The organism is Acinetobacter sp. YH01019 (assembly GCF_013420285.1).
GTDB lineage: Bacteria > Pseudomonadota > Gammaproteobacteria > Pseudomonadales > Moraxellaceae > Acinetobacter > Acinetobacter gandensis.
Genome location: NZ_VOYM01000019.1, coordinates 22,711 through 47,327, shown reverse-complemented (window position 1 = coordinate 47,327; position 24,617 = coordinate 22,711). Strand labels below are relative to the sequence as shown.

Here is a 24,617-nt window from a genome sequence, read left to right as displayed (position 1 = left end):
TGATGCCATTTTTCTTTATACTGTCACTGAGGCAGGTTGGACATTTGATTTCTAGAGTTATTTGCATTTCTCTATTTTATCAAAATTCAACCTGCTTTTTTTTAGCATACTTTTTGATACACCACCAAAAACTCATCTTCTTATACGCTTATGTCATTCTTGTTAAACTTAAAGTAAGCCAATTCATCAAGACAATACATTGCATTTTTTGTAAATTGAATTCCGGACCAATTATTTTATGACCAAAAAAAATCCCTCATGGTGAGGGATTTTTTCTTTATCGAGGCAATGGAATATATTGCGAATCACTATTTTGATTTTGTAACTTTCTCTCGCCAACCTGCACAGGCAATGTCATTGCTTTCCCATCACGTTCAAGGTCAATTTGCATTGTGCTTAATGGTGCTTGCTGAGCGACGTAGTTAATCAAATGCGATGTTGATGTAATCAACTCATTATTCACTTTTATGATTTTATCGCTACGTTTTAAACCAGCTTTAGCCGCAGGCCCATCACGAATTACATCAGCAACAACTACACCATTTACACGCGGATCTAAAATATTTTCTTGCTGGATTGGCAGCAAACTAATTCCCAACCAACCACGTACCACACGTCCATCTTTGAGAATAGAGTTAAGTACTTGCTGACACACTTTGGCTGGAATGGCGAAACCAATTCCAAGTGAACCACCTGATTGTGAGAAAATTGCGGTATTTACACCAATTAAATTCCCCGCAACATCAATCAATGCGCCACCTGAATTACCAGGGTTAATCGCGGCATCAGTTTGGATGAAGTCCTCATAGGTATTAATACCCAAATCAGAACGACCTGTTGCTGAAATAATCCCTTGTGTAACCGTCTGACCTACACCAAATGGATTACCAATAGCTAGTACTACATCACCCACTTCATTACCACTAAGCTTAAATGGCAAGACAGGTAATTGATCCATCTCAATTTTAATCACAGCCAAATCAGTATCTGGGTCTGTCCCAACGACTCTAGCTTCTGCTCTACGACCATCATGTAACGCAACAACAATCTGTTCTGCCTGTGCAATCACATGATTATTAGTCAAGATATAACCATCAGGGCGTACAATGACACCTGAACCAAGACTATTTTCATTTTGATTACTTTGATCAGGGATTTGATTGCCAAAAAATTCGCGATAGACAGGATCATTTAACAATGGATGATCAAGCTGTTTTACTTTTTGCGTCGTAAAAATATTAACCACTGCTGGTGCTGCAACTTTTACTGCCGCACTATATGACACAACTCCACCTGTACGCGAAGTATTGATTAAGGGTTCAACCTTTTCAGCAGGCATTTTTACCCCATCTGGTGCGACAGGTGCTTTAGGCTTTTGAATCTGTTGCCAAGTCAAAAAACCAATTATCACCAGTATCAATAACACCCAAGGTAACCATGTAAAGGTCCGGCGCACTTCTTTATCCTCTAAAAGTTTTATAATTCATTGATGACTAAATAATTTATACAGTATTGTAATGTAATATTTTCGACAAACTTAAAAATAAACACAGAGATTTGTGATTCTTTAGTTACAATTTAAATAATGTTTAATTTTGACCTATTGTATTTTAGATTTTGAGAAAAATATGGCTCAGTTAAGTGAAATTATTCAGTGGTGTGATACCACTTTAAAAGCACATGAATTTAAAGATTATGCACCCAATGGCTTACAAATTGAAGGTCGCCATGAAGTGAAAAAAATTTTATGCGCTGTAACAGCCTCACAAAGTGCTATTGAAGCTGCCATTTCCGCTGGTGCAGATCTATTATTGGTCCACCATGGCTATTTTTGGAAAGGCGAAGCGTATCCAATTACAGGCATGCGTGGTAGACGGATTAAAAGCCTCATCCAAAATGATATTTCGTTAGTGGGTTATCATTTGCCATTAGATAGCCATCCGACACTCGGTAATAATGCAGCAATTGCAGATATACTTGAACTTGAAAAATTTGAAGCACTAGATCCAACTGAGCGTAATCCAATTGGTAATATTGGCTATTTAAAAAATGCTATGACACCTGAAGCATTTAAAGCGTATGTGTCAGAACGTTTAGGCTTTGATGCGCTCCATTTACCTGCACAGAAAAATACGATTCAAAAAGTCGGCTTCTGTACCGGTGGCGCTCAAGACTATATTGCTAAAGCAGCTGCTCTTGACTGCGATGCCTATATCTCAGGTGAAGTGAGTGAGCGTACTTTTTACGAAGCTGAAGAATTAAATGTACATTATTATGCATGTGGACACCACGCAACAGAAAGATATGGCGTGCAACGACTCGCAAAAGCTATTTCAGAACAGTTCAATATTGAGTATAGTTATTTCGAATTAAACAACCCGATTTAATTTAAATCGTCTTGGTCTTTGACTCTGCCCTTATACGTATATTTTCAGGCTTTATTCTGTATTGTTATTTATAAGCAATGCGCATTTTAATGCAAGAATCTATTACAATAACGGCACTTAATGTCAAAACCCAGCAAAATGCAAGGAATTGAAAACATGACAACGATTACTTTACCAGCGTTACCTTACGGTTACGAAGATCTTGCTCCGCACATCAGCAAAGAAACTTTAGAATACCATCATGACAAACACCACAACACTTATGTGGTTAACCTGAACAACCTAATTAAAGGCACTGACCTTGAAGGTAAAACTTTAGAAGAAATCATCACTGCTGTTGCTGGCGATGCTTCTAAAGCGGGCGTATTCAACAACGCGGCTCAAGTTTGGAACCACACTTTCTACTGGAACTGTATGGCTAAAAACGGCGGCGGTAAAGCAACTGGTGCTTTAGCTGCTAAAATCGACGAAGCTTTCGGTTCTTATGAAAAATTCGCTGAAGAATTTGCTGCAGCTGCAACAACTCAATTCGGTTCAGGTTGGGCTTGGTTAGTTGCTGACGAAGTAAACGGTAACCTTTCTATCCTTAAAACTTCTAACGCCGACACTCCACTTGCTCACGGTAAAGTTGCTGTGTTGACTATCGATGTTTGGGAACACGCTTACTACATCGACTTCCGTAACGCTCGTCCTAAATACATCTCTACTTTCTTAGAAAGCCTAGTGAACTGGGACTATGCTAACGCTAAATATGCAGGTCAAGCTGCTGGCGTTGAAAAATAAGTTTTAAAACTTATTTGAAAGTCTGAAAAATCACCCTTTCTGGGTGATTTTTTATGCATGCAGAAAACAAACAAAATACTGTTTTTAATTTTTATACGCTTGCCTCAGTCATTTCTTACTTAATGATCACATCCGAAAAAATATGTTCTTTTGATTCTGCCGAATAATTCAGCGCTCAAAATCAAAGAATAATCAATATATAAACAAATATTTAGAGTTTGACTAATATTGAAACATTTAACGTAATTTTCTTATAAATATGCTTGACCACATTTATATTCATCCCTAGAATGCGCATCAGATTCTCCAATAGCTCAGTCGGTAGAGCGACGGACTGTTAATCCGCAGGTCCCTGGTTCGAGCCCAGGTTGGAGAGCCATCTATTCTTCCATAGCTCAGTCGGTAGAGCGACGGACTGTTAATCCGCAGGTCCCTGGTTCGAGCCCAGGTGGAAGAGCCAGATTCTAAAAACCCACTCATTATGAAGTGGGTTTTTTATTGCTTTCACTTTCGCTATTTATATAGGTCATTCACTATATTTAAGTTTAATAAAAAGAGTTTAAATTCCTCAAATAAAAGTCAACCAGACTAGATTACACAGCACATTTTCAATATTCAGCCTATTTTTAAGCCATTTAATTTAACTTTTTCAATTATTTCTAGAAACATCCTTGACCCTTCTACAATTGCTCTCTAAAATGCGTCTCAGATTCTCCAATAGCTCAGTCGGTAGAGCGACGGACTGTTAATCCGCAGGTCCCTGGTTCGAGCCCAGGTTGGAGAGCCAAATACTAAAAAGCTCACGCATTATGACGTGGGCTTTTTTTTGTTCCAACTTCCAGTATTTACTTTAAAAATTACCTAACCCTTCCCTATTAGAAACGGCCAATCTGATGATTCCATCCTGCTTGATTTAAAACTCACCTCAATGAATTACCTGAATTGCTCTCTAAATCTGTTACTGAATATACAATTCTTTGAAACATGTTTATTTTTAGCGCAGTCAACATTAAAAGTGGCATTTTTTACAATTGTTGCTTGACCTGACTGCATTTGGCTCATAGAATGCGTGCAGATTCTCCAATAGCTCAGTCGGTAGAGCGACGGACTGTTAATCCGCAGGTCCCTGGTTCGAGCCCAGGTTGGAGAGCCAAATACTAAAAAGCCCACGCATTATGACGTGGGCTTTTTTCTTATGTGAAGTAACATTGCGTGTTAGATTTAAGTCAGTTTATTTTTTTCGTGATTGGCTGCATGGCAACTCTTGCCCTCGGCTGCTTAATATTTCCCAAATTATTTTTACGCAAGCAAAAATTCTTTGCCAAGCGTGTCATCACACCATTTGAAAGTAAAATGTTTCATCGCTTAAATGAAGCATTTCCTGAATATTATGTGTTAGCACAAGTGGCTTTTAGTGCCCTCATTACCAATCAAAATTATAAAATTCGCAACCGCTTTAACCGCAAAGTAACCGACTTTGTCATTTTAGATAAAACCTATAATGTACTTGTCATTATTGAACTCGATGATCCCAGCCATATTGGTAAAGAAAAAGAAGATGCTGACCGCGATGAAATGCTTGAGGAAGCCGGTTATCGAGTCCTGCGCTATACCAGTATTCCAAGTGCCCATACACTAAGACAAGACATCAAATAAAGTACCCTCAAGCTATAAATAAAGAAACCAGTAAAACATTACTGGTTTTTTTATTTTGGTGTATTCATTAATTTACATTGAAATTATTGAGCATCAGCCGCTTGAGATGCCAATACTTCTGACACTGCTTGATCAGCTTCGGCTGCCAAGGCCGCATCTTCAGCTTCACGCGCTTTGATTCTCTCAATCATTTCAGCTTGTTGTTGCTTATATTTTTCCTGATTTTTTGCATCACTATTTACCGCTAGAAAAGCCATGCTGACCAAAAATATTGGAATGAGCAACCCCAATGCCATCAGGATTATCATCTTTTTAGTGTTAGGTTTTGGCTTCACTTCAGACATAGTATTCAATTCGATCAACTTAAATATCGCACACAATATAGCAAAGATTGAAATTCTCTCAAGTCTTGCACCAGTTATTACGCTCTACAAAATTCATAAAGAAAAGCCCAGGCAGTTGCTCAGGCTTTTATTTTGTCATTTTCGCTTATTCGAGCGTCGATATTCATTGCTATTTTGATGCTGGCATATGTTCTTTAATAAATGCGACCAACATAGCATTACGTTGTACAATTGCCTGTGTATGAGTTGCTCCCGGCACCAATTCAAAAGTTACATCCGTCTTCAAATTAGTTTTTAAATGATCCGCCAGTGCTTGTGTTACCTGATACGGCACAGCAGTATCCAACTCGCCTTGAATAATTAAAACAGGTTTATCAATATGACGTGTTGCTGGCTGATTCACGGTTAAAAACTTAGCAATCGTAGAATTGGTTAAGAAATCTGCTGTTAGACCTGGATAGTCAGCAGCTGTTTTACCTGCATTATTTGCAACATAATTATTAATGTCATTTTCAAATTCTTTCATTAATGGATCAAGACATAGACCATTTTCACCTGTAGTTCCTTCAGCTTTAGCAACCCATGGTTGTGAGCGCTGCTCAAAAATCGAATTGTAGTCAAAACGTGGTTCATAAGCCTTAATGCCGACCGCCACATAAGCTGCATAAGCAAGAAGTTCAGAATAAACTTTTGCTGCTGTACCTTTAGCAACACCACTACCTTGAATATTTTCAGCAGCGGCTAACCTTGTAATCGCTGTAGGTGCAATTTCCGAAATAATGTAGCCCAAACTTGATGCAGGAGCACCTGCAACAGCACCTTTATAACGGCTGTTTCCATTTTCAAACTCAGCTGTACCTAAAGATGCATGTCCACCCTGAGACTGGCCTACAGACATCCAATCTCCTTGCATCTTATTACCTAAATGTTGCTGTAATGCTTTCACTGCATATTGAGCAGACTTTGCAGCACTTTCTAAGTTTAGATAAGGATGAATCCCCTGCGTGCCCAATCCTTCATAGTCAGGAGCCAATACTACATAACCTTCTTTTAACAAACTCTCTGCCATGGCTTTAAAACGTGGGTTCAATGCATTTAAGCTTGGCGCACAACTATCTCCACTTCCAACTGTGCCATGCTCCCAAACTACTACCCGCCATCCATCTGCTGGCATTGGAGTACTTGGATAAAATACCATCGCAGTCGCTTTAGCACGTTTATTTAACACATTTTGCATGTTATAGCTCATAACACGAACTTGGCTAACATAGTCTATTGTATCTTGCTGATAAGCCTTATCTGAAAGGTAATATTGATTAAAACTAAACTCGGAATGATCATCATTTCCGCCACAGGCTGATAGCAATAAGACAGATGAACATAAAACCGCTAATAAACTTTTCTTAAGATTTTTTTGCATGATTTAATTCCTTTATTCTTATTCCATTAATCTCGACCGAGATACAATCCAATTAAGCATAAAAAAAAGCGCTCGGATAGAGCGCTTTATTTCAATTTATAATTATCGGATTAACAACACTATAAATTCTGTGCAGCCACAATTCCCACAAAAATCATTACACCCACCCAACGGTTATGTAAAAAGGTTTTAAAGCAGCGCATTGGCACTCTATCTTTGGTTTGTGTCCATTGGTAAATAAAGTCCACAGCTACAGCAAGCAATGCAATTAAACCAAATGGGAAAAATAAGTTTTCAATATATAAGGCAGAGCCAATTAATAACAGACTGACAACTTGAAGTAATGAAATGATTTCAATATCAAAACGACCAAATAATATAGCAGTCGATTTCACTCCAATTTTTAGATCATATTCACGGTCTGTGATCGCATATTGAGTGTCATATGCCACCGTCCAGGCCAAATTACCAAAATAGAGCAACCAACACGTTAAGTCTGGTGTTTGCCCTACTGCGGTATAGGCCATAGGGATTGACCATGAAAATGCAGCCCCCAAAAATACTTGTGGTAAATGCGTATAGCGCTTCATAAACGGATAGATAAACGCTAAAAACAAGGCACCAAACGACCAATAGAAGGTTTCAATCGGCAAGAAAAATAACGTGCATGCGCTTACGAGGACTAAAATAAGGAAAACATAAATAGCTTCTTTAGCGCTAATTACGCCTGTCGCTAGAGGACGAGTTTTGGTTCGTTCAACTGCGCCATCAACTTTACGATCTGCAAAATCGTTAATTGCACAACCTGCTGCCCGCATACAAATTGTACCGATAATCATTGGTATTAGAATCGCGAGAGATGGCATTCCTTGATTGGCAATCCAAAGTGCCCACATGGTGGGCCAAAAAACCAACTCTGTGCCAATTGGCTTATCAAAACGACACAAATAATAATATGCTTCTAAGCGTTCACGCCAAGTAATTTGCTGTACCGTTGCCATGCCTGTCCTTATCCAATCTTATTTAGGCTGCTGAATGTATTGTTCAAACGCAGGTAAAAATGTCTCTTGAACAATGAATTTACAGCCATGCCAAGTATAACAGCTCTGACGTGTCCAACCATCTTCAAGCCACAGTACTCGTCGCTCACATGCAGGATTTGTACGCTGAAATAAAAACCAGCCAATCGGCTTCGTACCAATATGTTTAAAAATTCGTGCGCGCTGATTTAAACTTAAAATAGGAAATATAGATTTTGCTTTTACCCAAGGCTGTTTTTGATTGCCATAAAGATAACTTTCACGCACCCATGAGGTATGCTGAATAGGCATTTTCATCCACTGCGCATCGCGTCGATTTAAACGCTGATAATGTTCTTTTAAAGGCTCAACTTGAAATGTTCCACCTGCTAAATCTGTCAATTGCTGTGTCAAAGACCCAGAAGCGTAGAGCCAAAGTTTTAAAGCTTCTGGTATCTGTTGTTGTAATTGAAGTTTCGCTGCGGTCTGCATAACCCTTGCCTTTATAAAACCAACATTATCAATGCATTTATGCATCAAGTTGATTATACACAGGCCCTTGCCTTTTGACGGGCAGATTTACAGCCATTTATGTTAATGTAAGAGATCCACTCAGTTAAATTCAAAAACCCTAAACTAAAATCATCAACCTTATTCATGACAACACAAATATTTTAATAATGACAAAGAATCAGACAACACTTAAACAATCTCTAAAAAATTTACTCAGTCTAGTGAGCTTATTTACCTTATGCACAATGACCCAAGCCAAAGAGCTCGCACTTAGTTTTGATGATGGAGTTAATCCACAGCAAAACTCTAAAGCAGTCCAAATTAATCAACAGATTTTAGATCAACTTGCAGAACATCAAATTAAATCAATTGTATTTCCAAGCCTCGTTAAATTTGGTGACTATCAAGGCAAACAACTGATTGCGAATTGGGGGAAAGCGGGACATCTGATTGGTAATCATAGCGCATTACATCAAAACCTAAATAAACCTGATACCACCACGCAAGCGTATATTCAAAGCATTCAGGATGCTGACCTTATACTTAATACACTACCTCGATACAAACGTATTTATCGCTATCCTTTCTTAAAAGAAGGCGAAACCGTCGAAAAACGTGACGCAGTATATCAATGGCTTAAAAACAACCAATACGCATTGGGCGGTGTCAGCATTGATGCTAGCGATTGGTTTTATAATCGTAAATATTTGCAATATGCCACACTAGCCGACACAGAAAAATTACTGCGCTTAAAACAAGCTTATATTTGGCATTTATTAAACCGTGCAGAATATTATGATCAGCTCGCAGTCCAAACCCTACAACGCTCACCAAAACATGTCTTACTGCTACACGTAAATCAAATTAATGCAGCCTTTTTATCGGATGTTGTCACGGCATTTAAACAGCATGGTTGGACATTTATCCCTACTGAACAAGCATTTGGTGAGCCAATTTATTCATTGCAAAGTCTTAACATCCCAGCTGGTGAAAGTGTAATTTGGTCGCTTGCTAAAACTCAAGGAAAGGAATTACGCTACCCTGCTGAAGATGCGCCTTATGAAATCGAAAATTTAAAACAATACCAATTAGATTAGGTCTTCAAGTTCTGCTTTAGGCATTATCCGTCTTGGCAATCACTTCATATTTACCTTGAGGCGTTTTTATCAAAACCAATCCCTCAGCACTGATATAAAAGCATTTTGGATAATCAAAGTCTAGAGCGAGTTCTGGATTTTTTAGCGCAACGAATTCTGCCTGCTTATAGCCTTCCACAGTGCGGCCGACCTCAACATAAGTGACTTCAGAAAAATTCATTTTAAAGCCTTTGTCATGATCTTTAGGATCAATCCATGGATAAAAGCTGGTATGTTTTTTACGTTGCGCCATAATATTTACAATAAGAAGTTTCAAAAACAATGATACAAAAAAACCCGCTACAAGAGCGGGTTTTTTAAAGCTTAAATTCAGATCAGAATTATAGGCTGTAGTACATGTCAAACTCAACTGGGTGAGTCGTCGTGTTAAGACGACGTACTTCTTCAGTTTTAAGTTCGATATAGGCATCAAGCATTTCTTGAGTGAATACGCCGCCTTTTAACAAGTAGTCGTGATCCGCTTCAAGTGCTTCAAGTGCCATTTCTAGGCTATGAGCAACTGTTGGGATTTTCGCTTCTTCTTCAGGAGGAAGGTCATACAAGTTTTTGTCAGCAGCTTCACCTGGGTGGATCTTGTTTTGAATACCGTCAAGACCAGCCATCAACAATGCTGCAAAACCTAAGTACGGGTTCATCATTGGATCTGGGAAACGTGCTTCAATACGCTTGCCTTTAGGGCTAGAAACGTAAGGGATACGGATAGAAGCTGAACGGTTACGTGCTGAGTAAGCAAGCATAATCGGCGCTTCATAATGCGGAACCAAACGCTTGTACGAGTTTGTAGAAGGGTTTGTGATTGCATTCAATGAACGAGCATGTTTGATCACACCGCCAATGAAGTAAAGCGCCATTTCTGACAAGCCTGCATATTCATCACCAGCAAACAGGTTCTTGCCATCTTTAGAGATCGACATGTGAACGTGCATACCAGAACCGTTATCACCAACCATTGGTTTAGGCATGAAAGTCGCAGTTTTAGCATATTGGTGCGCAACGTTCCAAACAGCATATTTAAACTGTTGAACTTCATCCGCTTTACGAACCATCGTATTGAAGCTAACACCAATTTCAAGCTGGCAAGATGCAACTTCGTGGTGATGTACTTCTACACGGCCTGGGCCCATGATGTCTTCAATTTTTGCACACATTTCTGCACGCATATCTTGTGAAGAATCAACAGGTGGTACTGGGAAGTAACCGCCTTTAACACGTGGACGGTGACCTGAGTTACCAGCTTCGTAATCTTTACCGGTAGACCAAGCAGCTTCTTCAGCGATCAATGTGTGGCGAGCGCCAGACATGTCGATGTCCCATTTCACTTCGTCAAATACGAAGAACTCTGGTTCTGGACCGAAGAATGCAGTATCACCGATACCAGTTGATTTTAGATACTCTTCTGCACGGCGAGCGATCGAGCGAGGGTCACGTTCATAACCTTGGCCAGTAGATGGTTCGATTACGTCACACGTTACCACTACAGTCGGTTCAGCAAAGAACGGATCAAGGAAGCAAGTTTCAGCATCTGGGCGAAGGATCATGTCAGACGCTTCGATACCTTTCCAACCAGCGATTGACGAACCGTCAAACATTTTGCCGTCTTCAAACGTATCTTCGTCAATTGTATCTGCTGGGTAAGTTACGTGCTGCTCTTTACCCTTAGTGTCCGTGAAACGAAAATCGACCCATTTTGCGCCACTTTCTTGGATGAGTTGAAGGACCTTGTTCGCCATGCTCATTTTGCTCCGATGATTTTTTTGTGCACACTCAAGTGCGTGTTAGTAGTTGGTAGTTATTAAGCAATTACCGTACCAACTTTAAAAAGCAAAGTTAAAATATTGAATTCCTTATCAGAATAGAAGATTTACACCCCTCACTTTGAGGCTATTATACTGTGTGTAACAGTAAATGCACCATATTCAACCACTCTTCATCGCATTTGTTTAAAAAGAATATGCCGATGTATCAAAATGGTGCGCACCATTTTGATGCTTGTTTGTTTTGAGTGAAAATACAAATTTGTAAAGTAAAACACTTTATTTTTTGATACTCATTCTCAATAAATGCTAATTCTTATATAAACTAGTTACTTAATAGATTTATCACATGTAATTAATCAATTTAAGCGACTATAAAAGATCCTAATTGAGCAAAAATATATTGAATAAATGCTTATTTAACCCCCCCAATAGCCCTATTTATCGCATCTTCATTCATTAAGTTCAGTTAAAAAATATGCTCCATTTTGGTGATTTTGCTTCAAAACAACACATCTTTTATCATAAGTATTAGACATTCTTTTAGTTAGTTACTTACTTTATTTTTTATATTTTATTTCTATATGTTTAAAATTCACACTTGTACTCTATTTTCACTTTAATTCAGCCAGCTAATTTTCCTATCCTTTGCATTCACAATAAGACACAAACACAATGTTCAAAGCAGCTCTGAGAAATTGTTCAGCAGAAAATGTATATTTTTTGCTATGATTGCAGAACTTCTAAATTTTTAGCTATTTAGCATGCCTAAATAACAGCATCATTTAGGTTGATGTAAAAAATTTAGAAGCTATTCGGACTTACTAAAGCACAGTTAAGTGCATAAATTTCAAAGGTTAAAACGCTCATGCTTTTGATGATCGACAACTATGACTCTTTTACCTACAACATCGTTCAATATTTTGGCGAGTTAAATCAGGAAGTAAAAGTAGTACGTAATGATGCCGTGACATTGGAAGATATCGAACGATGGCAACCGAAGTATTTAGTCATTGGCCCTGGCCCTTGCTCACCTTCTGAGGCAGGCATTTCTATTCCTGCAATTCAGCATTTCGCTGGCAAAATTCCTTTACTTGGTGTTTGTCTTGGACATCAAGCCATTGGGCAAGCATTTGGTGGTGAGATTATTCGCGCTAAAAAAGTGATGCATGGTCGTTTATCAGACATGTATCACAGCGATAAAGGTATTTTCAGCAACCTCCCTTCTCCATTCGCAGCAACACGCTATCATTCTTTAGTGATAGATCAAGCAACTCTGCCAGAATGCTTAGAAGTCACTTGCTGGACCAATGAAGATGACGGCTCTATGGAAGAAATCATGGGTGTAAAACATAAGACATTGCCTGTTGAAGGCGTGCAGTTTCACCCTGAATCCATTTTGAGTCAGCATGGTCATCAAATCTTTAAAAACTTCTTAGAAATTTACGCGTAATTCGGTGCGAAACAATTATGAATATTCAACAAGCTTTAAATAACATCACTAAAAATATTGAGCTTACTCAACCACAAATGGAAGAGGTTATGCGCACGATTATGCAAGGTGAAGCAAGCCCTGCACAAATTGGCGCATTAATGATGGGCTTACGTTTAAAAGGTGAAAGTATTGACGAAATTACGGCCGCTGCACGTGTGATGCGTGAGTTTGCGATTAAAATTGATGTCAGTGATCTGCCACATTTGGTGGATATTGTCGGTACAGGTGGCGATGGCCAAAACTTATTTAACGTTTCAACTGCGTCAAGTTTTGTCGTTGCAGCTGCGGGTGCAACCATTGCTAAACATGGTGGCCGTGGCGTGTCTTCAAAATCAGGTTCCTCTGATCTGCTTGAACAAGCCGGCATTAATCTCGACCTAAGCATGGAACAAACAGAACGCTGCATCCGTGAAATGGGGGTCGGTTTCTTGTTTGCGCCAAATCATCATAAAGCAATGAAATATGCTGCTGGCCCACGTAAGGAACTCGGTTTCCGTAGCATTTTCAACTTACTTGGCCCGCTTACGAATCCGGCTGGAGTAAAACGCTTTGTCATTGGTGTGTTTTCAAATGAGTTATGTCGCCCTATGGCTGAAGTGTTGAAACAACTCGGTGCTGAACATGTCATGGTGGTTCATTCGCGTGATGGTTTAGATGAAATTAGCCTTGCCTCAGCAACTTATGTGGCTGAACTTAAAGATGGTGAAATCACAGAATGGGAAATTCAACCTGAAAATGTTGATATTGAATCGCAAACTTTAACCGGTTTGTCTGTCGATAGCTCAGCAGAAAGTTTGACACTAATTAAAGATGCTCTAGGCAAGAAAAAATCAGCACTCGGTGAAAAAGCGGCAAATATGATTGCGCTGAATGCAGGCGCAGGCATTTATGTTTCAGGTTTAACCAAAAGCTATAAACAAGGTGTTGCATTAGCACATGACATTATCTATGGCGGTCAAGCCTTAGAAAAAATGGGCATTTTGTCTGAATTTACTAAAACTTTAAAAGAATACGAAGCTTAAGATTAGGACACAGATCATGGTAGATATCGCAAATACAATTTTGGGTAAAATTGTAGACCGTAAACAAGAAGAATTTGCTGCCCGTCTTAAGCAACGCAGTTATAAAGATGTTGAAGAACTTGCTCAAGCAGCAACACCTCTACGTGGCTTTGCTGAAAGCCTCCGTTCAAAACGTCCTGGTGTCATTGCTGAGATTAAAAAGGCATCTCCGTCTAAAGGCATTATTCGTGAAAACTTCAACCCTGCTGAAATTGCACAGCAATATCAAGACGCAGGTGCGGCATGTTTATCTGTATTAACTGATGTCGATTTTTTCCAAGGTGCTGATGAAAACATTCAGATCGCACGTTCGCACTGTGACTTGCCAGCCCTGCGCAAAGACTTTTTGATTGACCCTTATGGTGTGATTGAAGCACGTGCATTACATGCTGACTGTATTCTTTTAATTGTGGCTTGTTTATCAGATCAGCAATTGGAAGAAATGTCTAAAACAGCTTTTGAGCATAACTTAGATGTATTGGTTGAAGTGCATGATGAAGATGAGCTGGAACGTGCTTTAAAACTTTCAGATCGTTGCTTGTTGGGTGTGAATAACCGTAATTTAAAAACATTTGATGTGGATTTAAATACATCTTTACGTTTGAAAAAGTTACTTGAGCCTTCTCGCCTACTTGTAACAGAAAGCGGTATTGCAACACCTACTGATGTCGCAATGATGCAGGAACATGACATTCATGCCTTCTTGGTAGGTGAAAGTTTTATGAAGCAGCCTCGCCCTGATCAGGCATTTAAAGAGTTGTTTGGTACACCAAAGACTGTTTAATCTTCGATTAAGTTCAGGGTGATGTTTCTCCCTGAACTTTTATTCAGCCTAAATTTAAAATATTCATCAACATCTAATTGCAATATCAAAAGTCAAAATCATAAATACTTGATGCTCGTTTACTATTCGTTATAAACCATGGCATGAAAAAAATTCTACTTTTTGATTTAGACCAAACCATTTTAAATCGCGATGAATCACTCTATAGATTTCTGAATTGGCAGATTAATTTCTTGCAACTGATTCCACAGAATTCTAAACAAAAATTTATACAGCGATTTATTGAACTTGATGATCATGGACGAGTTTGGAAAGATCAGGTTTATCATCAATTAAGTATTGAATTCAACTTTACAAAATATACTGTAAATGAACTGCTCACCATTTATATTAATGATTTTAATGAATTTTCTGTTGCTTTCGAGCATGCAGAAATCACTATTAAACAATTATACCAAAATGGATATAAATTAGGATTGATATCCAATGGTCGATCACCCTTTCAAGAGCATAATTTTTACGCTTTAGGACTAAGTGAATATTTTTCTGGGATTTTTGTATCTGAAGCTCTACAGATGAGAAAGCCTCAACCTGAAATTTTTCTCTACGTCTGCACACAGTTTGATTGTAATCCATCAGATTGTATTTTTATTGGAGACAATCCAATTGCAGATATTGCCGGTGCAAAAAATGTAGGAATGTGCACGATCTTTTTCAATTCAAATAACCAACAAAATTGCTTTATCGCTGACGAACAATTTCAATATTTTTACGATTTAGAGACTGCCATACGCCGTATCGAGAATAATTAACCCACATTTTTTAACAGATCTAATAACCAACTGTTCACTTATACAAATTCAATTTTATTTATTCGCTATTTATAAAATGCATTGAATCCATTTCAGTTCAAATTATGGCTATTTCAAGCTATAATTTATCTACATTTTTGCCGTTTTTTTTATTGTTTAAATATGAGCAAACACGATTCTTCGCTCTCTAAAGATCAATTCAATTTATTGAAAGCCTTTAAAAAGCAAATCACGAATCCACATTCTACTGCCCTAGCGAAGCATGTTGAGCCAAAAGCCAAAACTGTTGAGCAAGAGCAGGAAGATGACTTAGCTTTATTTCAAAAGCAAATGCAAGGTGTCCAAAAAATGGATGCAGGCAATATTGCAAAAATAGATAAAGTTGGCCGTAAGAAACCCGATGCGCAAACGTTGGCTAAACGAGCTGCGGCTATAGGTCCAATGGAAACTGATGATGCTTTGTTGTCAGATACCCAAGCAATGCTCAACCCTGTGGCGAGCCAAGCGGCTTTAAGCTATCGCATTGCAACTTTGCAGCACAAAGTTTTTGAAGATTTAAAAGCTGGTAATCTACGTTGGTTTGAAGCGGTCGACCTACATGGTTGTACAGTGGAAGAAGCCCGTTCTGCCGTGCTGCAAATTATTCAAATGGCCAAAGAAGAAAATCAAAATGTGATTAAAATTGTGCATGGTAAAGGCCCTGAAGCAATTCTAAAAACCTATGTGAATAGTTGGCTTCGTCAACACCGTGATGTTTTAGCTTTTGTCAGTGCACCTGAAAAACAAGGTGGCACAGGAGCTGTTCTAGTTCTGCTCAAACGTGCAGAAAAGAACCCACAGTTCAAACAGTAATCGGAATTTACCCCAAAAGAAGGCATTGTAATAGTTTTCTGCTACAATGCCGACCTTGTTCAATCTCTCAGTGTAAGTGAACACGTCTTATGTCTATGCAGCAATCCTACGCAAATATCCTAACTGCCGTTGGTGAGGATCTAAATCGCCCAGGTCTTAAAGATACGCCTATGCGTGCTGCTAAAGCTTTTTCGTATCTAACTTCAGGCTATACACAAATGCTTGAAGAAGTGACTAACAATGCGGTTTTCCCATCCGATAACCGTGAAATGGTCTTAGTTAAAAATATCGAATTCTATTCTTTATGTGAGCACCATCTTCTCCCATTCTATGGTCGTGTCCATATTGCTTATCTTCCAGAAGGTAATGTTTTAGGCTTGTCTAAATTTGCACGCATCACGGAAATGTTTGCACGTCGCTTACAAATTCAGGAAAACCTCACTCAGCAGATTGCTGAAGCAGTGTCTGAAGTCACTGGTGCGCGCGGTGTTGCGGTTGTGATTGATTCAGCTCACATGTGTATGATGATGCGCGGTGTTGGTAAACAAGAGTCTACGACACGTACTGTTTCTTTTGTCGGTGACTTTAAAACCAATAAAGAAGAACGTCGTGAATTTTTAAGTGCAGTTCCAGAAAGCTATTAATTCTGCGACATAAAAAGGCCTCAATCTATTGAGGCTTTTTTGTGCGTGATTAAATATGCTGTAATTTTTTATACTTAGATGACTCAATTTAGGACAAACAATGACGCAATTATATTTAGCAGGTCAAGGTTTAACCCACGCTGACTCAAGCATTGACTACCCTCGGCCTGATCGTTTGATACATGGTAATCCTAAACGAGAAACCCAAAGCTTATATGCTCATACCAATATGGACTGTGGTATATGGCAATGTGAAGTCGGGGCATGGAATATTCATTTTGCCAACAACAAACAAGAATTCTTTCAAGTTATTGAAGGCGTAGTTCGTATACACGACCAAGAAGGCACATATATAGAAGTGAAAGCTGGAAATGCAGGCGTAATTCCACCCGGTTTTATCGGCACTTTCGAAGTAGTAGAAACTGTAAAAAAATACTTTGTAGTCGTTGAAGTTTGATCGCCCAAGATATTTTTTTTCAAAAATATCTTTTAAAAATGTTGTTTGTAACCTTGCTGTAAGACTTGTAACTCAAAACTACCGCATAAAATTAATATCAATTACTTAATGTATTTCTGTTCGTAAATTAAACATTTCATAACATGATTTCACCCCCCTATTTAAGATTAATCCGTACATTGAAAGCAAGATGAATCCTTTAGATTCATTGCTACTTTCTTTTTTACTAACTAAAGGTGATCACTATGGTAGCCGCAAAAAAGACAACTGAAAAAGATGAGAAAAAGACAGCGAAAACTACGGCAAAAACTGTAAAAAAAAATGAGGATAAAGCAAAAAAATCAGCTAAAGCATCGAGTAAAGATTCAAACAAAGTAACAAAGAAAACTGCTGAAAAAAAATCTAAGGACAGCACTTCTAAAAAAGAAGCTGCAACTAAAGATGAAAAAGTAAAAGCTAAAAAATCTGCGTCAACTAAAAGTTCGCCGAAATCTAAAGCCAACAAAAAAGAGGCCCCTAAAAAAGCCACCACATCAAAGACAAGCACTAGGGTTAAAGAGGAAAAGCCAAAAGCTGAGAAGAAAACAACCAAAAAATCTTCAACAGAAAAGAAAACGGATGCTAAGGCAAGCAAGTCTAAGGGAGAAAAACCCAAGACGACCAAAGCCAAATCTACCAGCAAAAAGACAAAATAAAAAGTAGCCCCAACTGGGGCTACTTTTTTAGCTTAAGGTTGAAATAGAGTAAGGTTGTAATGGAGTGAATATGAATAAGAAATCCATCCCCACACCTAAGCGTGTATCTCGCGTTCATTCCAATAGTTTTGATTACAGTCTAGATTTTAAAAAAATAAATTTTCGCGAACACCCTGAACTTTATAGAATTGGACGTGGTGAACAAGGTGTATTACTCGTAGAGCCTTATAAATCTGAAATTTTGCCCTATTGGCGATTTGCTAATGAAGAAAAAGCCATCGAAAGCAGTACCAAAATTTGGCAGCTCTTTGAAGAGTATTTGGGCGCTGAAGATTTTGTCGGTGCAGATATGGCACGTAAATTTTTACAGATGGGTTTTACACGTGCACGTCGCTATGCTAACCATAAAGGTGGTAAAAAAATATGAGGGTCCAGTCCCTGATGATAAAAAGGGTTTAAGTGGTGCACAAGGACGCGAAGAACTTCCAAGACAAAAAGAGGATCCCGTAAAAGCTGCTGCTGCACGAGTATTTAAACAAAAATGGGATGAAGCTAAAATTCATCCCATGTATATAGAGCAAAAAGCAAAATTTTTAGATTTTATACAAAGCAAAATTAAGTGAGTATCCATTTAAGATGCAGAGCATGTTGCTTGCGGATCAGTTTTAGCAACGTAAATACAGTTTCGACCATTGTTTTTCGCCGCATATAAGGCATGGTCTGCAGCATCAAGAAAACGTTGATAATCTGGATGACCATCGTACAGCACACAGCCCACACTCACTGTAAAATTAAATTGTTGTCCTTGAGCCGTGCGAATTAAACCCTGTTCAATATAGCGTCTTACATTTTCTGCAATACTCATTGCACGATCAACTTCAGTATCCACCAACAATAATAAAAATTCTTCCCCCCCAATACGGAAAGCATAATCACTGCCTTGACTAAATCGCTGTAAAGCTTCGGCAATAAATTTCAGTGCCAAATCCCCTGCCGCATGGCCAAATTTATCATTAATACTTTTAAAATAATCTGCATCAAAAGCCAACAATGACAAAGGTGTATGGTTTTGACGTGCAAAACTAATTTCACGAGAGACAATGGTATTTAAATAACGCCGATTGAGAAGTTGCGTCAATGAATCATTGCCTGACTCAATGTACTCTGCCACTTGGAATAATTGATCAACCAAATGCTGAATTTCACGGTTTAATTCACGTATATTTTGGATCACCTGTTGTAGCTGATCCCTGTCCATCATTTGCATGGCTTGCTGCGTTAGCTCATCCACTTGATAAATTCGATCAATAATCAACTGCACTTGTTCAGACCCTGAAAATGCATAAGATGCTTTATGAATAAACCATAAGCCAAATTCAGATTTTGAGAACAACGGGTGATAAAAACCTAAGCTTCCAGAGAATATTTTAAACATCAGTTCATTTTCCCAATCGAGTAATGAACCACGTTGTTTATCTTTATGTACAGCAACATCTTGCATCGCTGAAAATAAGCGATAGTTGTGCTTTATTTCCTGACTTTTTTCTGTGTTCGCTTCATAAGAACGACACATAATTTCAGTACTGAAGCCCATGATCTGCACAATGTAGCTACACATATGCAGATTTTGTTGTTCTGATTTCTGCTCTAATATTTCAAAAACATTACGTTCAATTTCACGCACTCCTCGCATGATTAACCATGATGGAATACCCACACGTGCATGTACAACACCGACTTTTTGCTGGCGTTTTACAGACTGTTCATAGTGGGTATTCATTGCAACCTGAAAGGTTTCAAGCAACCATTTACGAAGTGTATCTATTAGTCTTTTTTGAATAATATCGTCTTTAAAAAATTCGGCAGATTCAGGCTCTTTCACCATTTGTTGATAAAAAACCGTTACCAAATATTCAACATGTTCTTCAATAAATTTGAAAGCCGCTTGATGTTCTTTAGCAGTATATTGCTCACAAATATTCTTCCAAGTCTGACACAGACCTGTAATACATTCTTGATTCATGGGAGATAGACCACAGCGGCATAAAAGCTAGAGATGATACCGTGCTTTACTTACATAAAAAAACATATTTAAATGAATCATCAAGTTTTATCTATCTTAAAAATTAATAGAAGAAGGTATAACTCAATTTAAATTTGTCCCAATCCTTCGTGTCTTGTTGTTGATATTCATAACCCAGCCTTAACGCATTTTGCTGATTAAGCAGGTATTGAACTTGAGCATTAATTTTTAAATTCCACTGATGCAAATCTTCCCAATAAGGTAATTCTGCTTGTAGCAAGGTATTGACTCGCTCTGACCAGATATTTTGACAACCCAATGTTGGACCAATACCAGCACGCCAACCTTTATCCAGTGCTTTGCCAACTTGAAATTGCGTTTGGGTTTGCACATAGCATAAATGAGTCCTTGCCTGATCTGCCCAACTGTAGCCTGACTGTGCTTTTAGCTCAGCCACTCCATGTTGCTCAGTTTCACTGAATTGACCTTGATCAACGGAAGCTTGCTGCCAACCCAAATTAAAACCCCAACTCAATGGCGTTTTAAACGGTGTAATCGGGTTATATGAATTAACTGACAGAAAATCAAAACGACTGAGCTTTAACATGTCTTCACGGTACTCAATAGAACCGTTCCAAAACATCAGTTGTGTCCCTATACGAAAACCACCTTGCGGATCAATCAAGTCGTGATAGGCCTCACGATGACTCAACTCAAGGAACTGTTCACCTTGTACTTCACCAAGCGCTACATCGAAAGTACGCGCGTGATGACCTTTTACTGGATCTAGGCTGGGAATAGCAGGCTCAATTCGTTGTTTTTCAATATCTGATTGACTACGTAATGCCAATATTTGACGAAGTCTTGGTTGCGCAAATTCTGCATCAACTTTACGACCAATCAATTGTAAATATAAATGGTCATAAGCCATTTCTAAAATTTTAGCTTGTTGTTGCTTACTATAAGTACCAATTACATTTTGCATCTTAGCTGGTTCAACGAGTGAGAGTCGCTGTGCTTCTCGCGCTAAGTGATAACCATGTTGCTGTGCCTGAGATAATAATTGCGTTTCTAAGGCTGGACGGTAAATTGCAGCTTTAATTAAACCTTGTTTATCAACTTCTTTAATCGTTTCGACTGGGATTGAGGCAACCTTGAATTGTTCTTTTAAATTTGAACTTGGTCGAACCAAATCAATTAAACCCAAAAGTCGATAAGCACAATTATCACTAGCAAAATAATATGGAAAACTCACCTGCTGCATTTCCCATATATGTTTTACCAAGAAACTGGTTTCTTGCTCCGTTAGAGCCAGTTCATACTCCCACAAATCACGACTTTCAAAATCACCATATTCTTTTACTTTTCGATAATAAGGCATGAGTGAATATTCACCAGGATACTGGCCCGTTAATCCTTTCCATGCATATGACCAGTTATCTTCTCCAGCAACAGTAGCCGCATAGTTAATTGCGTAAGAAACCAGATTTAATTCTTTTTGATCTTTGGGATCAAGGCGCAATAATGTATGACCAAACATTGAGCTTGGATTACCCATAAAGTCCGTAGCATAGATTAAAGTGGCTTTATAAGGCCTGATTTTACCGAACCATTCATCAAGTTCAGGGCATGTCACTGGTGGTAATTGATCATTTGAAATATTCAGTTGCTGCATTAACCACTGGCTTCGTGCAGGAAATTTACAACGAATCGATTGATTCGGTTCTGCACTTTGAAACAAAGCTTGAATATCCGCATTTAATTCAGCATGAGCATCATTACGGCCATTTTCAGCAAGAAAATAGCCTGAATAGGTAACTTCACTTTGTCCTTTATTATCGGTATATAGCAGTCTTTGCCAACTGATGTGCTCTGACAATTTTTTAAATTGAGCAATTTGAAGATAATGCTGTATCTCAGCAGGATTTAAATTATCGATCTGCTGTGCATAAATCATGCTCGGAATAATAAAGGTACAAAATAAAGCAATTGATTTCATTCAGTTATATTCAAATCCATTTTTATATATTTTGGGTAATAAAAAACCCTGCCATAAGACAGGGTTTTATAAGCATCAATTAAACGTATGCTTTAAGTACATCGTCTTTCGCCATTACACTTTGTAATGATGCAAGCACTTGTAGAGAAGACTGGTTTTCTGCTGAGTAAATTTCAGCAAAATTTGCTTTAGATACAGCAAAGAAACGTGCTTTATCGGTAGATTGAATATTTAGAAGTTCAGCTAGAACGTTTAGGCTCTCACCTTGGCCAACCGCCATATCACGCGCTAGTGATTCAGCGTTTTCATTGGTAAATGTTACTGCTTGAGCAGTCACTGTACCTGTACCGCTACAACCTAAGGTACCAAAAGTAATACCTAGTAGCTGGTTAGTAAAAATGCCGTTTGTCGTTGCAGCTAAAATTTTAGGAATTTTACCTGATTGACCAGCCCATACTTGAGAACCAACACCACAACCTACGTCACGGTCAGCAAATGCTGCTGTAGAACCTGCCGCTACAACGGCAGCTAAAGCTAATTTTTTTAACATAGCACTTCTCCAGGGAATTATATTCCATTGTTTTTAATTATTAAAACATGTGTAATTTTTATTACACGAGTTTAGATTAGCGTGATATTTCAGATAACGCAAAACTTTTTATCTAAAACATCATATTAACAATAAGACCCTGATTTAACTATTTTTTTAACTTCCAAACACCTTTTTCATCACGATTTCCAAGGATTTTTAGCACCAAAACCAGGCTTAAAAGTAGCAATAAATACCAAGAACCTAATTTGCCCCAGCCCACAATGTGCCATGCGTCAACCTGACTTGGGTAGAGCCAAATTTTATAAAAAGTACTGATGTTTTCTGCAATCCAAATAATAAATGCCAATAACAATAAAACCGGTAACATCGGAAGTTGTATTTGATGATGTTGTAATTGAAAACGTAACTTAGTCTTCCAAAAAATCACACCACTCCAAACAAAAAGGAGTAAACGAATATCTGGCACAAAAAATTTGGTCATAAAATTCAAATATGACAACACTGCCAAAGCCAACATATTGCTAAATCGTGGTAAGGCAATAAATGAAACCTGATATAAACGCAAAGAACGTGCGAAAAAACTTCCCACAGCTGAATACATAAATCCAGCAAACAAAGGCACAGTTAAAATTTTAAACACTGCTGGCTGTGGATATTGCCATGAAGCAATTTGGGGATGGGTTAGAAAAATTTCCATGCCCATAGCCAGAATATGAAACAGCGCAATTACTTTTGCTTCAGCCCAAGATTCCAATTTGAGATAAAGCAAACACGCCTGAATAAGCAGCGCATAAAACAATAAATAATCGTAGCGGAAAAAGCCAAAATATTCTTGACTACCCATTGAGGCTGTCAACGCAAATGCTATGAGTAGTAATATCCCAAATAAGGCAGCCGAAGCTGCCTTATATGAGAACTCAAAACATGATTTTAAAATGCTGATCACGGTTGAATCCTAAACCCTAATTCCTAAGCGTGTGGACTGTTACTTAAAGGTACTTCGCACTGTATTCGTGGACAGTATCAACGAACGCTTTCGGATTTGCAGGATCTACCCATTGGGTAATACCATGACCTAGGTTTGCAACATAACCGGTTTTTTCACCATTGGCATAAGCATCATCCAACATGGCACGTGTCGCTTTAGCAATCGCATCAGGTGAACCATAAAGCGTTGCAGGATCTAAATTACCTTGCAAGGCTGCACGACCATTCACTGTTTGACGTGCCACATGCAGTGGTGTTGTCCAATCGAGACCAAATGCATCTGCACCTGTTGCGACCATTGGCTCAAGCCATTGACCACCACCTTTGGTGAATAAAATCACAGGGACTTTACGACCATCTTTTTCACGTTGTAAACCTGCAACAATCTTTTGCATATAGTTCAGTGAAAATTCAATGTATTCACGGTGTGCTAATGCCCCACCCCAACTATCAAAAATTTGAACAGCTTGTGCACCAGCATCAATTTGCGCATTTAGATATTCAATGACTGCATCCGCTAATCGATCTAATAATGCATGTAAAACTTCAGGCTGTGCATACATCATTTGTTTGGTGAAACGGAAGTCTTTACTTGAACCACCTTCAACCATATAAGTTGCCAATGTCCAAGGACTACCCGAGAAACCAATCAGTGGAACTTGACCACCCAATGCAGAACGAATCGTAGATACTGCATTCATCACATAGTCTAAATCAGACTTAGCATTGAATTTTGGTAAGTTAGCAACATCTTGCTCGGTGCGAACGGTTTTATGGAATTTAGGGCCTTCACCCGCTTCAAAATATAATCCCAAACCAAGTGCATCAGGCACGGTTAAAATATCTGAAAACAAAATTGCTGCGTCTAAATCATAACGACGCAAAGGCTGTAAAGTCACTTCACAAGCTAATTCTGTATTTTTACAAAGAGATAGGAAATCACCAGCTTGGCTACGTGTTTCGCGATACTCAGGTAAATAACGGCCTGCCTGACGCATCATCCACACCGGAGTTGCATCTACCGGTTCACGTAATAAGGCACGCAAGAAACGATCATTCTTTAAGGTCGTCATTCACTTTCCCAACTATATTTGACATTGCAATCATCATAACAAAAAGGTCGTAAATTTAATAACTTCTCATGCATTTAAAAACCGATCACCTTTAGTGCCAAAAATGATATTTACACAAAACAAATACTGCATCTCCACTTTTTTTCTGT

General features: G+C 38.4%; 24 protein-coding genes, 4 tRNA genes and 1 pseudogene. 17 read left to right on the top strand and 12 right to left on the bottom strand.

The window, feature by feature from the left end; translation table 11 throughout:
- Positions 1 to 277: 277 nt before the first annotated feature.
- Positions 278 to 1,456, bottom strand: coding sequence for a trypsin-like peptidase domain-containing protein (locus tag FTT84_RS06920; RefSeq protein WP_180080576.1), 1,179 nt, complete (start codon positions 1,454 to 1,456; stop codon positions 278 to 280).
- A 172-nt stretch (positions 1,457 to 1,628) separates the two neighbouring features.
- Between FTT84_RS06920 and FTT84_RS06915 the strand changes: the two genes are divergently transcribed.
- From FTT84_RS06915 to FTT84_RS06885, 7 genes are all read left to right on the top strand, one after another.
- Positions 1,629 to 2,387 carry a Nif3-like dinuclear metal center hexameric protein gene (locus FTT84_RS06915; protein WP_180058259.1) on the top strand — a complete coding sequence of 253 codons (759 nt, stop codon included), beginning with the start codon at positions 1,629 to 1,631 and terminating at the stop codon, positions 2,385 to 2,387.
- Positions 2,388 to 2,543: 156 nt separating this feature from the next.
- Positions 2,544 to 3,170, top strand: a complete 627-nt coding sequence (locus tag FTT84_RS06910; protein ID WP_067766299.1) for a superoxide dismutase — start codon at positions 2,544 to 2,546, stop codon at positions 3,168 to 3,170.
- 303 nt (positions 3,171 to 3,473) lie between these two features.
- Positions 3,474 to 3,549: transfer RNA gene (locus FTT84_RS06905), tRNA-Asn, on the top strand.
- Between the two features lie 5 nt (positions 3,550 to 3,554).
- A tRNA-Asn gene (locus tag FTT84_RS06900) sits at positions 3,555 to 3,630 on the top strand.
- A 251-nt stretch (positions 3,631 to 3,881) separates the two neighbouring features.
- Positions 3,882 to 3,957: transfer RNA gene (locus FTT84_RS06895), tRNA-Asn, on the top strand.
- Between the two features lie 290 nt (positions 3,958 to 4,247).
- Positions 4,248 to 4,323, top strand: a tRNA-Asn gene (locus FTT84_RS06890).
- A gap of 101 nt (positions 4,324 to 4,424) precedes the next feature.
- Entirely contained in the window at positions 4,425 to 4,826 is a 402-nt protein-coding gene (locus FTT84_RS06885; protein ID WP_180058260.1) for a DUF2726 domain-containing protein, read from the top strand.
- A gap of 83 nt (positions 4,827 to 4,909) precedes the next feature.
- Here FTT84_RS06885 and FTT84_RS06880 read toward each other — a convergent pair whose 3' ends face one another.
- The 4 genes from FTT84_RS06880 to FTT84_RS06865 all read right to left on the bottom strand — a co-directional run bounded on the left by FTT84_RS06880 (position 4,910) and on the right by FTT84_RS06865 (position 8,101).
- Positions 4,910 to 5,170: a hypothetical protein gene (locus tag FTT84_RS06880; protein WP_067765885.1), complete on the bottom strand. Its 261-nt coding sequence runs from the start codon at positions 5,168 to 5,170 to the stop codon at positions 4,910 to 4,912.
- 169 nt (positions 5,171 to 5,339) lie between these two features.
- Positions 5,340 to 6,590 (bottom strand): S9 family peptidase, encoded by a 1,251-nt coding sequence (locus tag FTT84_RS06875; protein ID WP_180080579.1) that lies wholly within the window; start codon positions 6,588 to 6,590, stop codon positions 5,340 to 5,342.
- A gap of 119 nt (positions 6,591 to 6,709) precedes the next feature.
- Complete coding sequence (gene ubiA, locus FTT84_RS06870) at positions 6,710 to 7,591, bottom strand: 4-hydroxybenzoate octaprenyltransferase (protein WP_180080581.1); 882 nt, start codon at positions 7,589 to 7,591, stop codon at positions 6,710 to 6,712.
- A gap of 18 nt (positions 7,592 to 7,609) precedes the next feature.
- Entirely contained in the window at positions 7,610 to 8,101 is a 492-nt protein-coding gene (locus FTT84_RS06865) for a chorismate lyase (RefSeq protein ID WP_180080584.1), read from the bottom strand.
- Between the two features lie 188 nt (positions 8,102 to 8,289).
- Here FTT84_RS06865 and FTT84_RS06860 point away from each other — a divergent pair, with 188 nt between their 5' ends.
- Complete coding sequence (locus tag FTT84_RS06860; RefSeq protein ID WP_180080586.1) at positions 8,290 to 9,219, top strand: polysaccharide deacetylase family protein; 930 nt, start codon at positions 8,290 to 8,292, stop codon at positions 9,217 to 9,219.
- A gap of 16 nt (positions 9,220 to 9,235) precedes the next feature.
- On the opposite strand, the gene FTT84_RS06855 is transcribed toward FTT84_RS06860, so the two are convergent.
- Positions 9,236 to 9,511: a hypothetical protein gene (locus FTT84_RS06855; protein ID WP_180080588.1), complete on the bottom strand. Its 276-nt coding sequence runs from the start codon at positions 9,509 to 9,511 to the stop codon at positions 9,236 to 9,238.
- A gap of 88 nt (positions 9,512 to 9,599) precedes the next feature.
- On the bottom strand, positions 9,600 to 11,015 hold the full coding sequence (glnA, locus tag FTT84_RS06850; protein ID WP_180080591.1) for a type I glutamate--ammonia ligase: 1,416 nt from the start codon (positions 11,013 to 11,015) through the stop codon (positions 9,600 to 9,602).
- A gap of 886 nt (positions 11,016 to 11,901) precedes the next feature.
- On the opposite strand from glnA, the gene FTT84_RS06845 reads away from it, so the two are divergent.
- From FTT84_RS06845 to FTT84_RS06805, 9 genes and pseudogenes are all read left to right on the top strand, one after another.
- Positions 11,902 to 12,486: an aminodeoxychorismate/anthranilate synthase component II gene (locus FTT84_RS06845; protein ID WP_218949668.1), complete on the top strand. Its 585-nt coding sequence runs from the start codon at positions 11,902 to 11,904 to the stop codon at positions 12,484 to 12,486.
- A 17-nt stretch (positions 12,487 to 12,503) separates the two neighbouring features.
- Positions 12,504 to 13,550 carry an anthranilate phosphoribosyltransferase gene (trpD, locus tag FTT84_RS06840; RefSeq protein WP_067765907.1) on the top strand — a complete coding sequence of 349 codons (1,047 nt, stop codon included), beginning with the start codon at positions 12,504 to 12,506 and terminating at the stop codon, positions 13,548 to 13,550.
- Between the two features lie 16 nt (positions 13,551 to 13,566).
- On the top strand, positions 13,567 to 14,373 hold the full coding sequence (gene trpC, locus FTT84_RS06835; protein ID WP_180080594.1) for an indole-3-glycerol phosphate synthase TrpC: 807 nt from the start codon (positions 13,567 to 13,569) through the stop codon (positions 14,371 to 14,373).
- Positions 14,374 to 14,516: 143 nt separating this feature from the next.
- Positions 14,517 to 15,185, top strand: a complete 669-nt coding sequence (locus FTT84_RS06830; protein WP_180080597.1) for an HAD family hydrolase — start codon at positions 14,517 to 14,519, stop codon at positions 15,183 to 15,185.
- A gap of 162 nt (positions 15,186 to 15,347) precedes the next feature.
- On the top strand, positions 15,348 to 16,037 hold the full coding sequence (locus tag FTT84_RS06825; RefSeq protein WP_067765913.1) for a Smr/MutS family protein: 690 nt from the start codon (positions 15,348 to 15,350) through the stop codon (positions 16,035 to 16,037).
- A 95-nt stretch (positions 16,038 to 16,132) separates the two neighbouring features.
- Positions 16,133 to 16,681, top strand: coding sequence for a GTP cyclohydrolase I FolE (gene folE, locus FTT84_RS06820; protein ID WP_180080600.1), 549 nt, complete (start codon positions 16,133 to 16,135; stop codon positions 16,679 to 16,681).
- 100 nt (positions 16,682 to 16,781) lie between these two features.
- Positions 16,782 to 17,138 carry a cupin domain-containing protein gene (locus tag FTT84_RS06815; protein ID WP_180080603.1) on the top strand — a complete coding sequence of 119 codons (357 nt, stop codon included), beginning with the start codon at positions 16,782 to 16,784 and terminating at the stop codon, positions 17,136 to 17,138.
- 245 nt (positions 17,139 to 17,383) lie between these two features.
- Positions 17,384 to 17,833 carry a hypothetical protein gene (locus FTT84_RS06810; RefSeq protein WP_180058853.1) on the top strand — a complete coding sequence of 150 codons (450 nt, stop codon included), beginning with the start codon at positions 17,384 to 17,386 and terminating at the stop codon, positions 17,831 to 17,833.
- 70 nt (positions 17,834 to 17,903) lie between these two features.
- A pseudogene (locus FTT84_RS06805) lies at positions 17,904 to 18,456 on the top strand (DUF4385 domain-containing protein).
- An 8-nt stretch (positions 18,457 to 18,464) separates the two neighbouring features.
- On the opposite strand, the gene FTT84_RS06800 reads toward FTT84_RS06805, so the two are convergent.
- From FTT84_RS06800 to hemE, 5 genes are all read right to left on the bottom strand, one after another.
- Positions 18,465 to 19,856, bottom strand: coding sequence for a diguanylate cyclase (locus tag FTT84_RS06800; protein WP_180058855.1), 1,392 nt, complete (start codon positions 19,854 to 19,856; stop codon positions 18,465 to 18,467).
- A 103-nt stretch (positions 19,857 to 19,959) separates the two neighbouring features.
- Positions 19,960 to 21,855 (bottom strand): DUF4105 domain-containing protein, encoded by a 1,896-nt coding sequence (locus FTT84_RS06795; protein WP_180080606.1) that lies wholly within the window; start codon positions 21,853 to 21,855, stop codon positions 19,960 to 19,962.
- A gap of 79 nt (positions 21,856 to 21,934) precedes the next feature.
- The gene (locus FTT84_RS06790; protein WP_067765935.1) at positions 21,935 to 22,405 is read right to left on the bottom strand and encodes a DUF3015 family protein; all 471 of its coding nucleotides are present in this window, start codon (positions 22,403 to 22,405) and stop codon (positions 21,935 to 21,937) included.
- A gap of 148 nt (positions 22,406 to 22,553) precedes the next feature.
- The gene (locus tag FTT84_RS06785) at positions 22,554 to 23,351 is read right to left on the bottom strand and encodes a DUF817 family protein (RefSeq protein WP_245668232.1); all 798 of its coding nucleotides are present in this window, start codon (positions 23,349 to 23,351) and stop codon (positions 22,554 to 22,556) included.
- Positions 23,352 to 23,397: 46 nt separating this feature from the next.
- On the bottom strand, positions 23,398 to 24,468 hold the full coding sequence (gene hemE, locus FTT84_RS06780) for a uroporphyrinogen decarboxylase (RefSeq protein ID WP_067765941.1): 1,071 nt from the start codon (positions 24,466 to 24,468) through the stop codon (positions 23,398 to 23,400).
- Positions 24,469 to 24,617 lie beyond the last annotated feature (149 nt).

Excerpts from the sequence above, each read along its gene's own strand:
- FTT84_RS06915 (WP_180058259.1), top strand. The coding sequence starts at position 1,629 with ATGGCTCAGTTAAGTGAAATTATTCAGTGGTGTGATACCACTTTAAAA.
- FTT84_RS06910 (WP_067766299.1), top strand. The coding sequence starts at position 2,544 with ATGACAACGATTACTTTACCAGCGTTACCTTACGGTTACGAAGATCTT.
- FTT84_RS06885 (WP_180058260.1), top strand. The coding sequence starts at position 4,425 with ATGGCAACTCTTGCCCTCGGCTGCTTAATATTTCCCAAATTATTTTTA.
- FTT84_RS06880 (WP_067765885.1), bottom strand. The coding sequence starts at position 5,170 with ATGTCTGAAGTGAAGCCAAAACCTAACACTAAAAAGATGATAATCCTG.
- FTT84_RS06875 (WP_180080579.1), bottom strand. The coding sequence starts at position 6,590 with ATGCAAAAAAATCTTAAGAAAAGTTTATTAGCGGTTTTATGTTCATCT.
- ubiA (WP_180080581.1), bottom strand. The coding sequence starts at position 7,591 with ATGGCAACGGTACAGCAAATTACTTGGCGTGAACGCTTAGAAGCATAT.
- FTT84_RS06865 (WP_180080584.1), bottom strand. The coding sequence starts at position 8,101 with ATGCAGACCGCAGCGAAACTTCAATTACAACAACAGATACCAGAAGCT.
- FTT84_RS06860 (WP_180080586.1), top strand. The coding sequence starts at position 8,290 with ATGACAAAGAATCAGACAACACTTAAACAATCTCTAAAAAATTTACTC.
- FTT84_RS06855 (WP_180080588.1), bottom strand. The coding sequence starts at position 9,511 with ATGGCGCAACGTAAAAAACATACCAGCTTTTATCCATGGATTGATCCT.
- glnA (WP_180080591.1), bottom strand. The coding sequence starts at position 11,015 with ATGAGCATGGCGAACAAGGTCCTTCAACTCATCCAAGAAAGTGGCGCA.
- FTT84_RS06845 (WP_218949668.1), top strand. The coding sequence starts at position 11,902 with ATGCTTTTGATGATCGACAACTATGACTCTTTTACCTACAACATCGTT.
- trpD (WP_067765907.1), top strand. The coding sequence starts at position 12,504 with ATGAATATTCAACAAGCTTTAAATAACATCACTAAAAATATTGAGCTT.
- trpC (WP_180080594.1), top strand. The coding sequence starts at position 13,567 with ATGGTAGATATCGCAAATACAATTTTGGGTAAAATTGTAGACCGTAAA.
- FTT84_RS06830 (WP_180080597.1), top strand. The coding sequence starts at position 14,517 with ATGAAAAAAATTCTACTTTTTGATTTAGACCAAACCATTTTAAATCGC.
- FTT84_RS06825 (WP_067765913.1), top strand. The coding sequence starts at position 15,348 with ATGAGCAAACACGATTCTTCGCTCTCTAAAGATCAATTCAATTTATTG.
- folE (WP_180080600.1), top strand. The coding sequence starts at position 16,133 with ATGCAGCAATCCTACGCAAATATCCTAACTGCCGTTGGTGAGGATCTA.
- FTT84_RS06815 (WP_180080603.1), top strand. The coding sequence starts at position 16,782 with ATGACGCAATTATATTTAGCAGGTCAAGGTTTAACCCACGCTGACTCA.
- FTT84_RS06810 (WP_180058853.1), top strand. The coding sequence starts at position 17,384 with ATGGTAGCCGCAAAAAAGACAACTGAAAAAGATGAGAAAAAGACAGCG.
- FTT84_RS06800 (WP_180058855.1), bottom strand. The coding sequence starts at position 19,856 with ATGAATCAAGAATGTATTACAGGTCTGTGTCAGACTTGGAAGAATATT.
- FTT84_RS06795 (WP_180080606.1), bottom strand. The coding sequence starts at position 21,855 with ATGAAATCAATTGCTTTATTTTGTACCTTTATTATTCCGAGCATGATT.
- FTT84_RS06790 (WP_067765935.1), bottom strand. The coding sequence starts at position 22,405 with ATGTTAAAAAAATTAGCTTTAGCTGCCGTTGTAGCGGCAGGTTCTACA.
- hemE (WP_067765941.1), bottom strand. The coding sequence starts at position 24,468 with ATGACGACCTTAAAGAATGATCGTTTCTTGCGTGCCTTATTACGTGAA.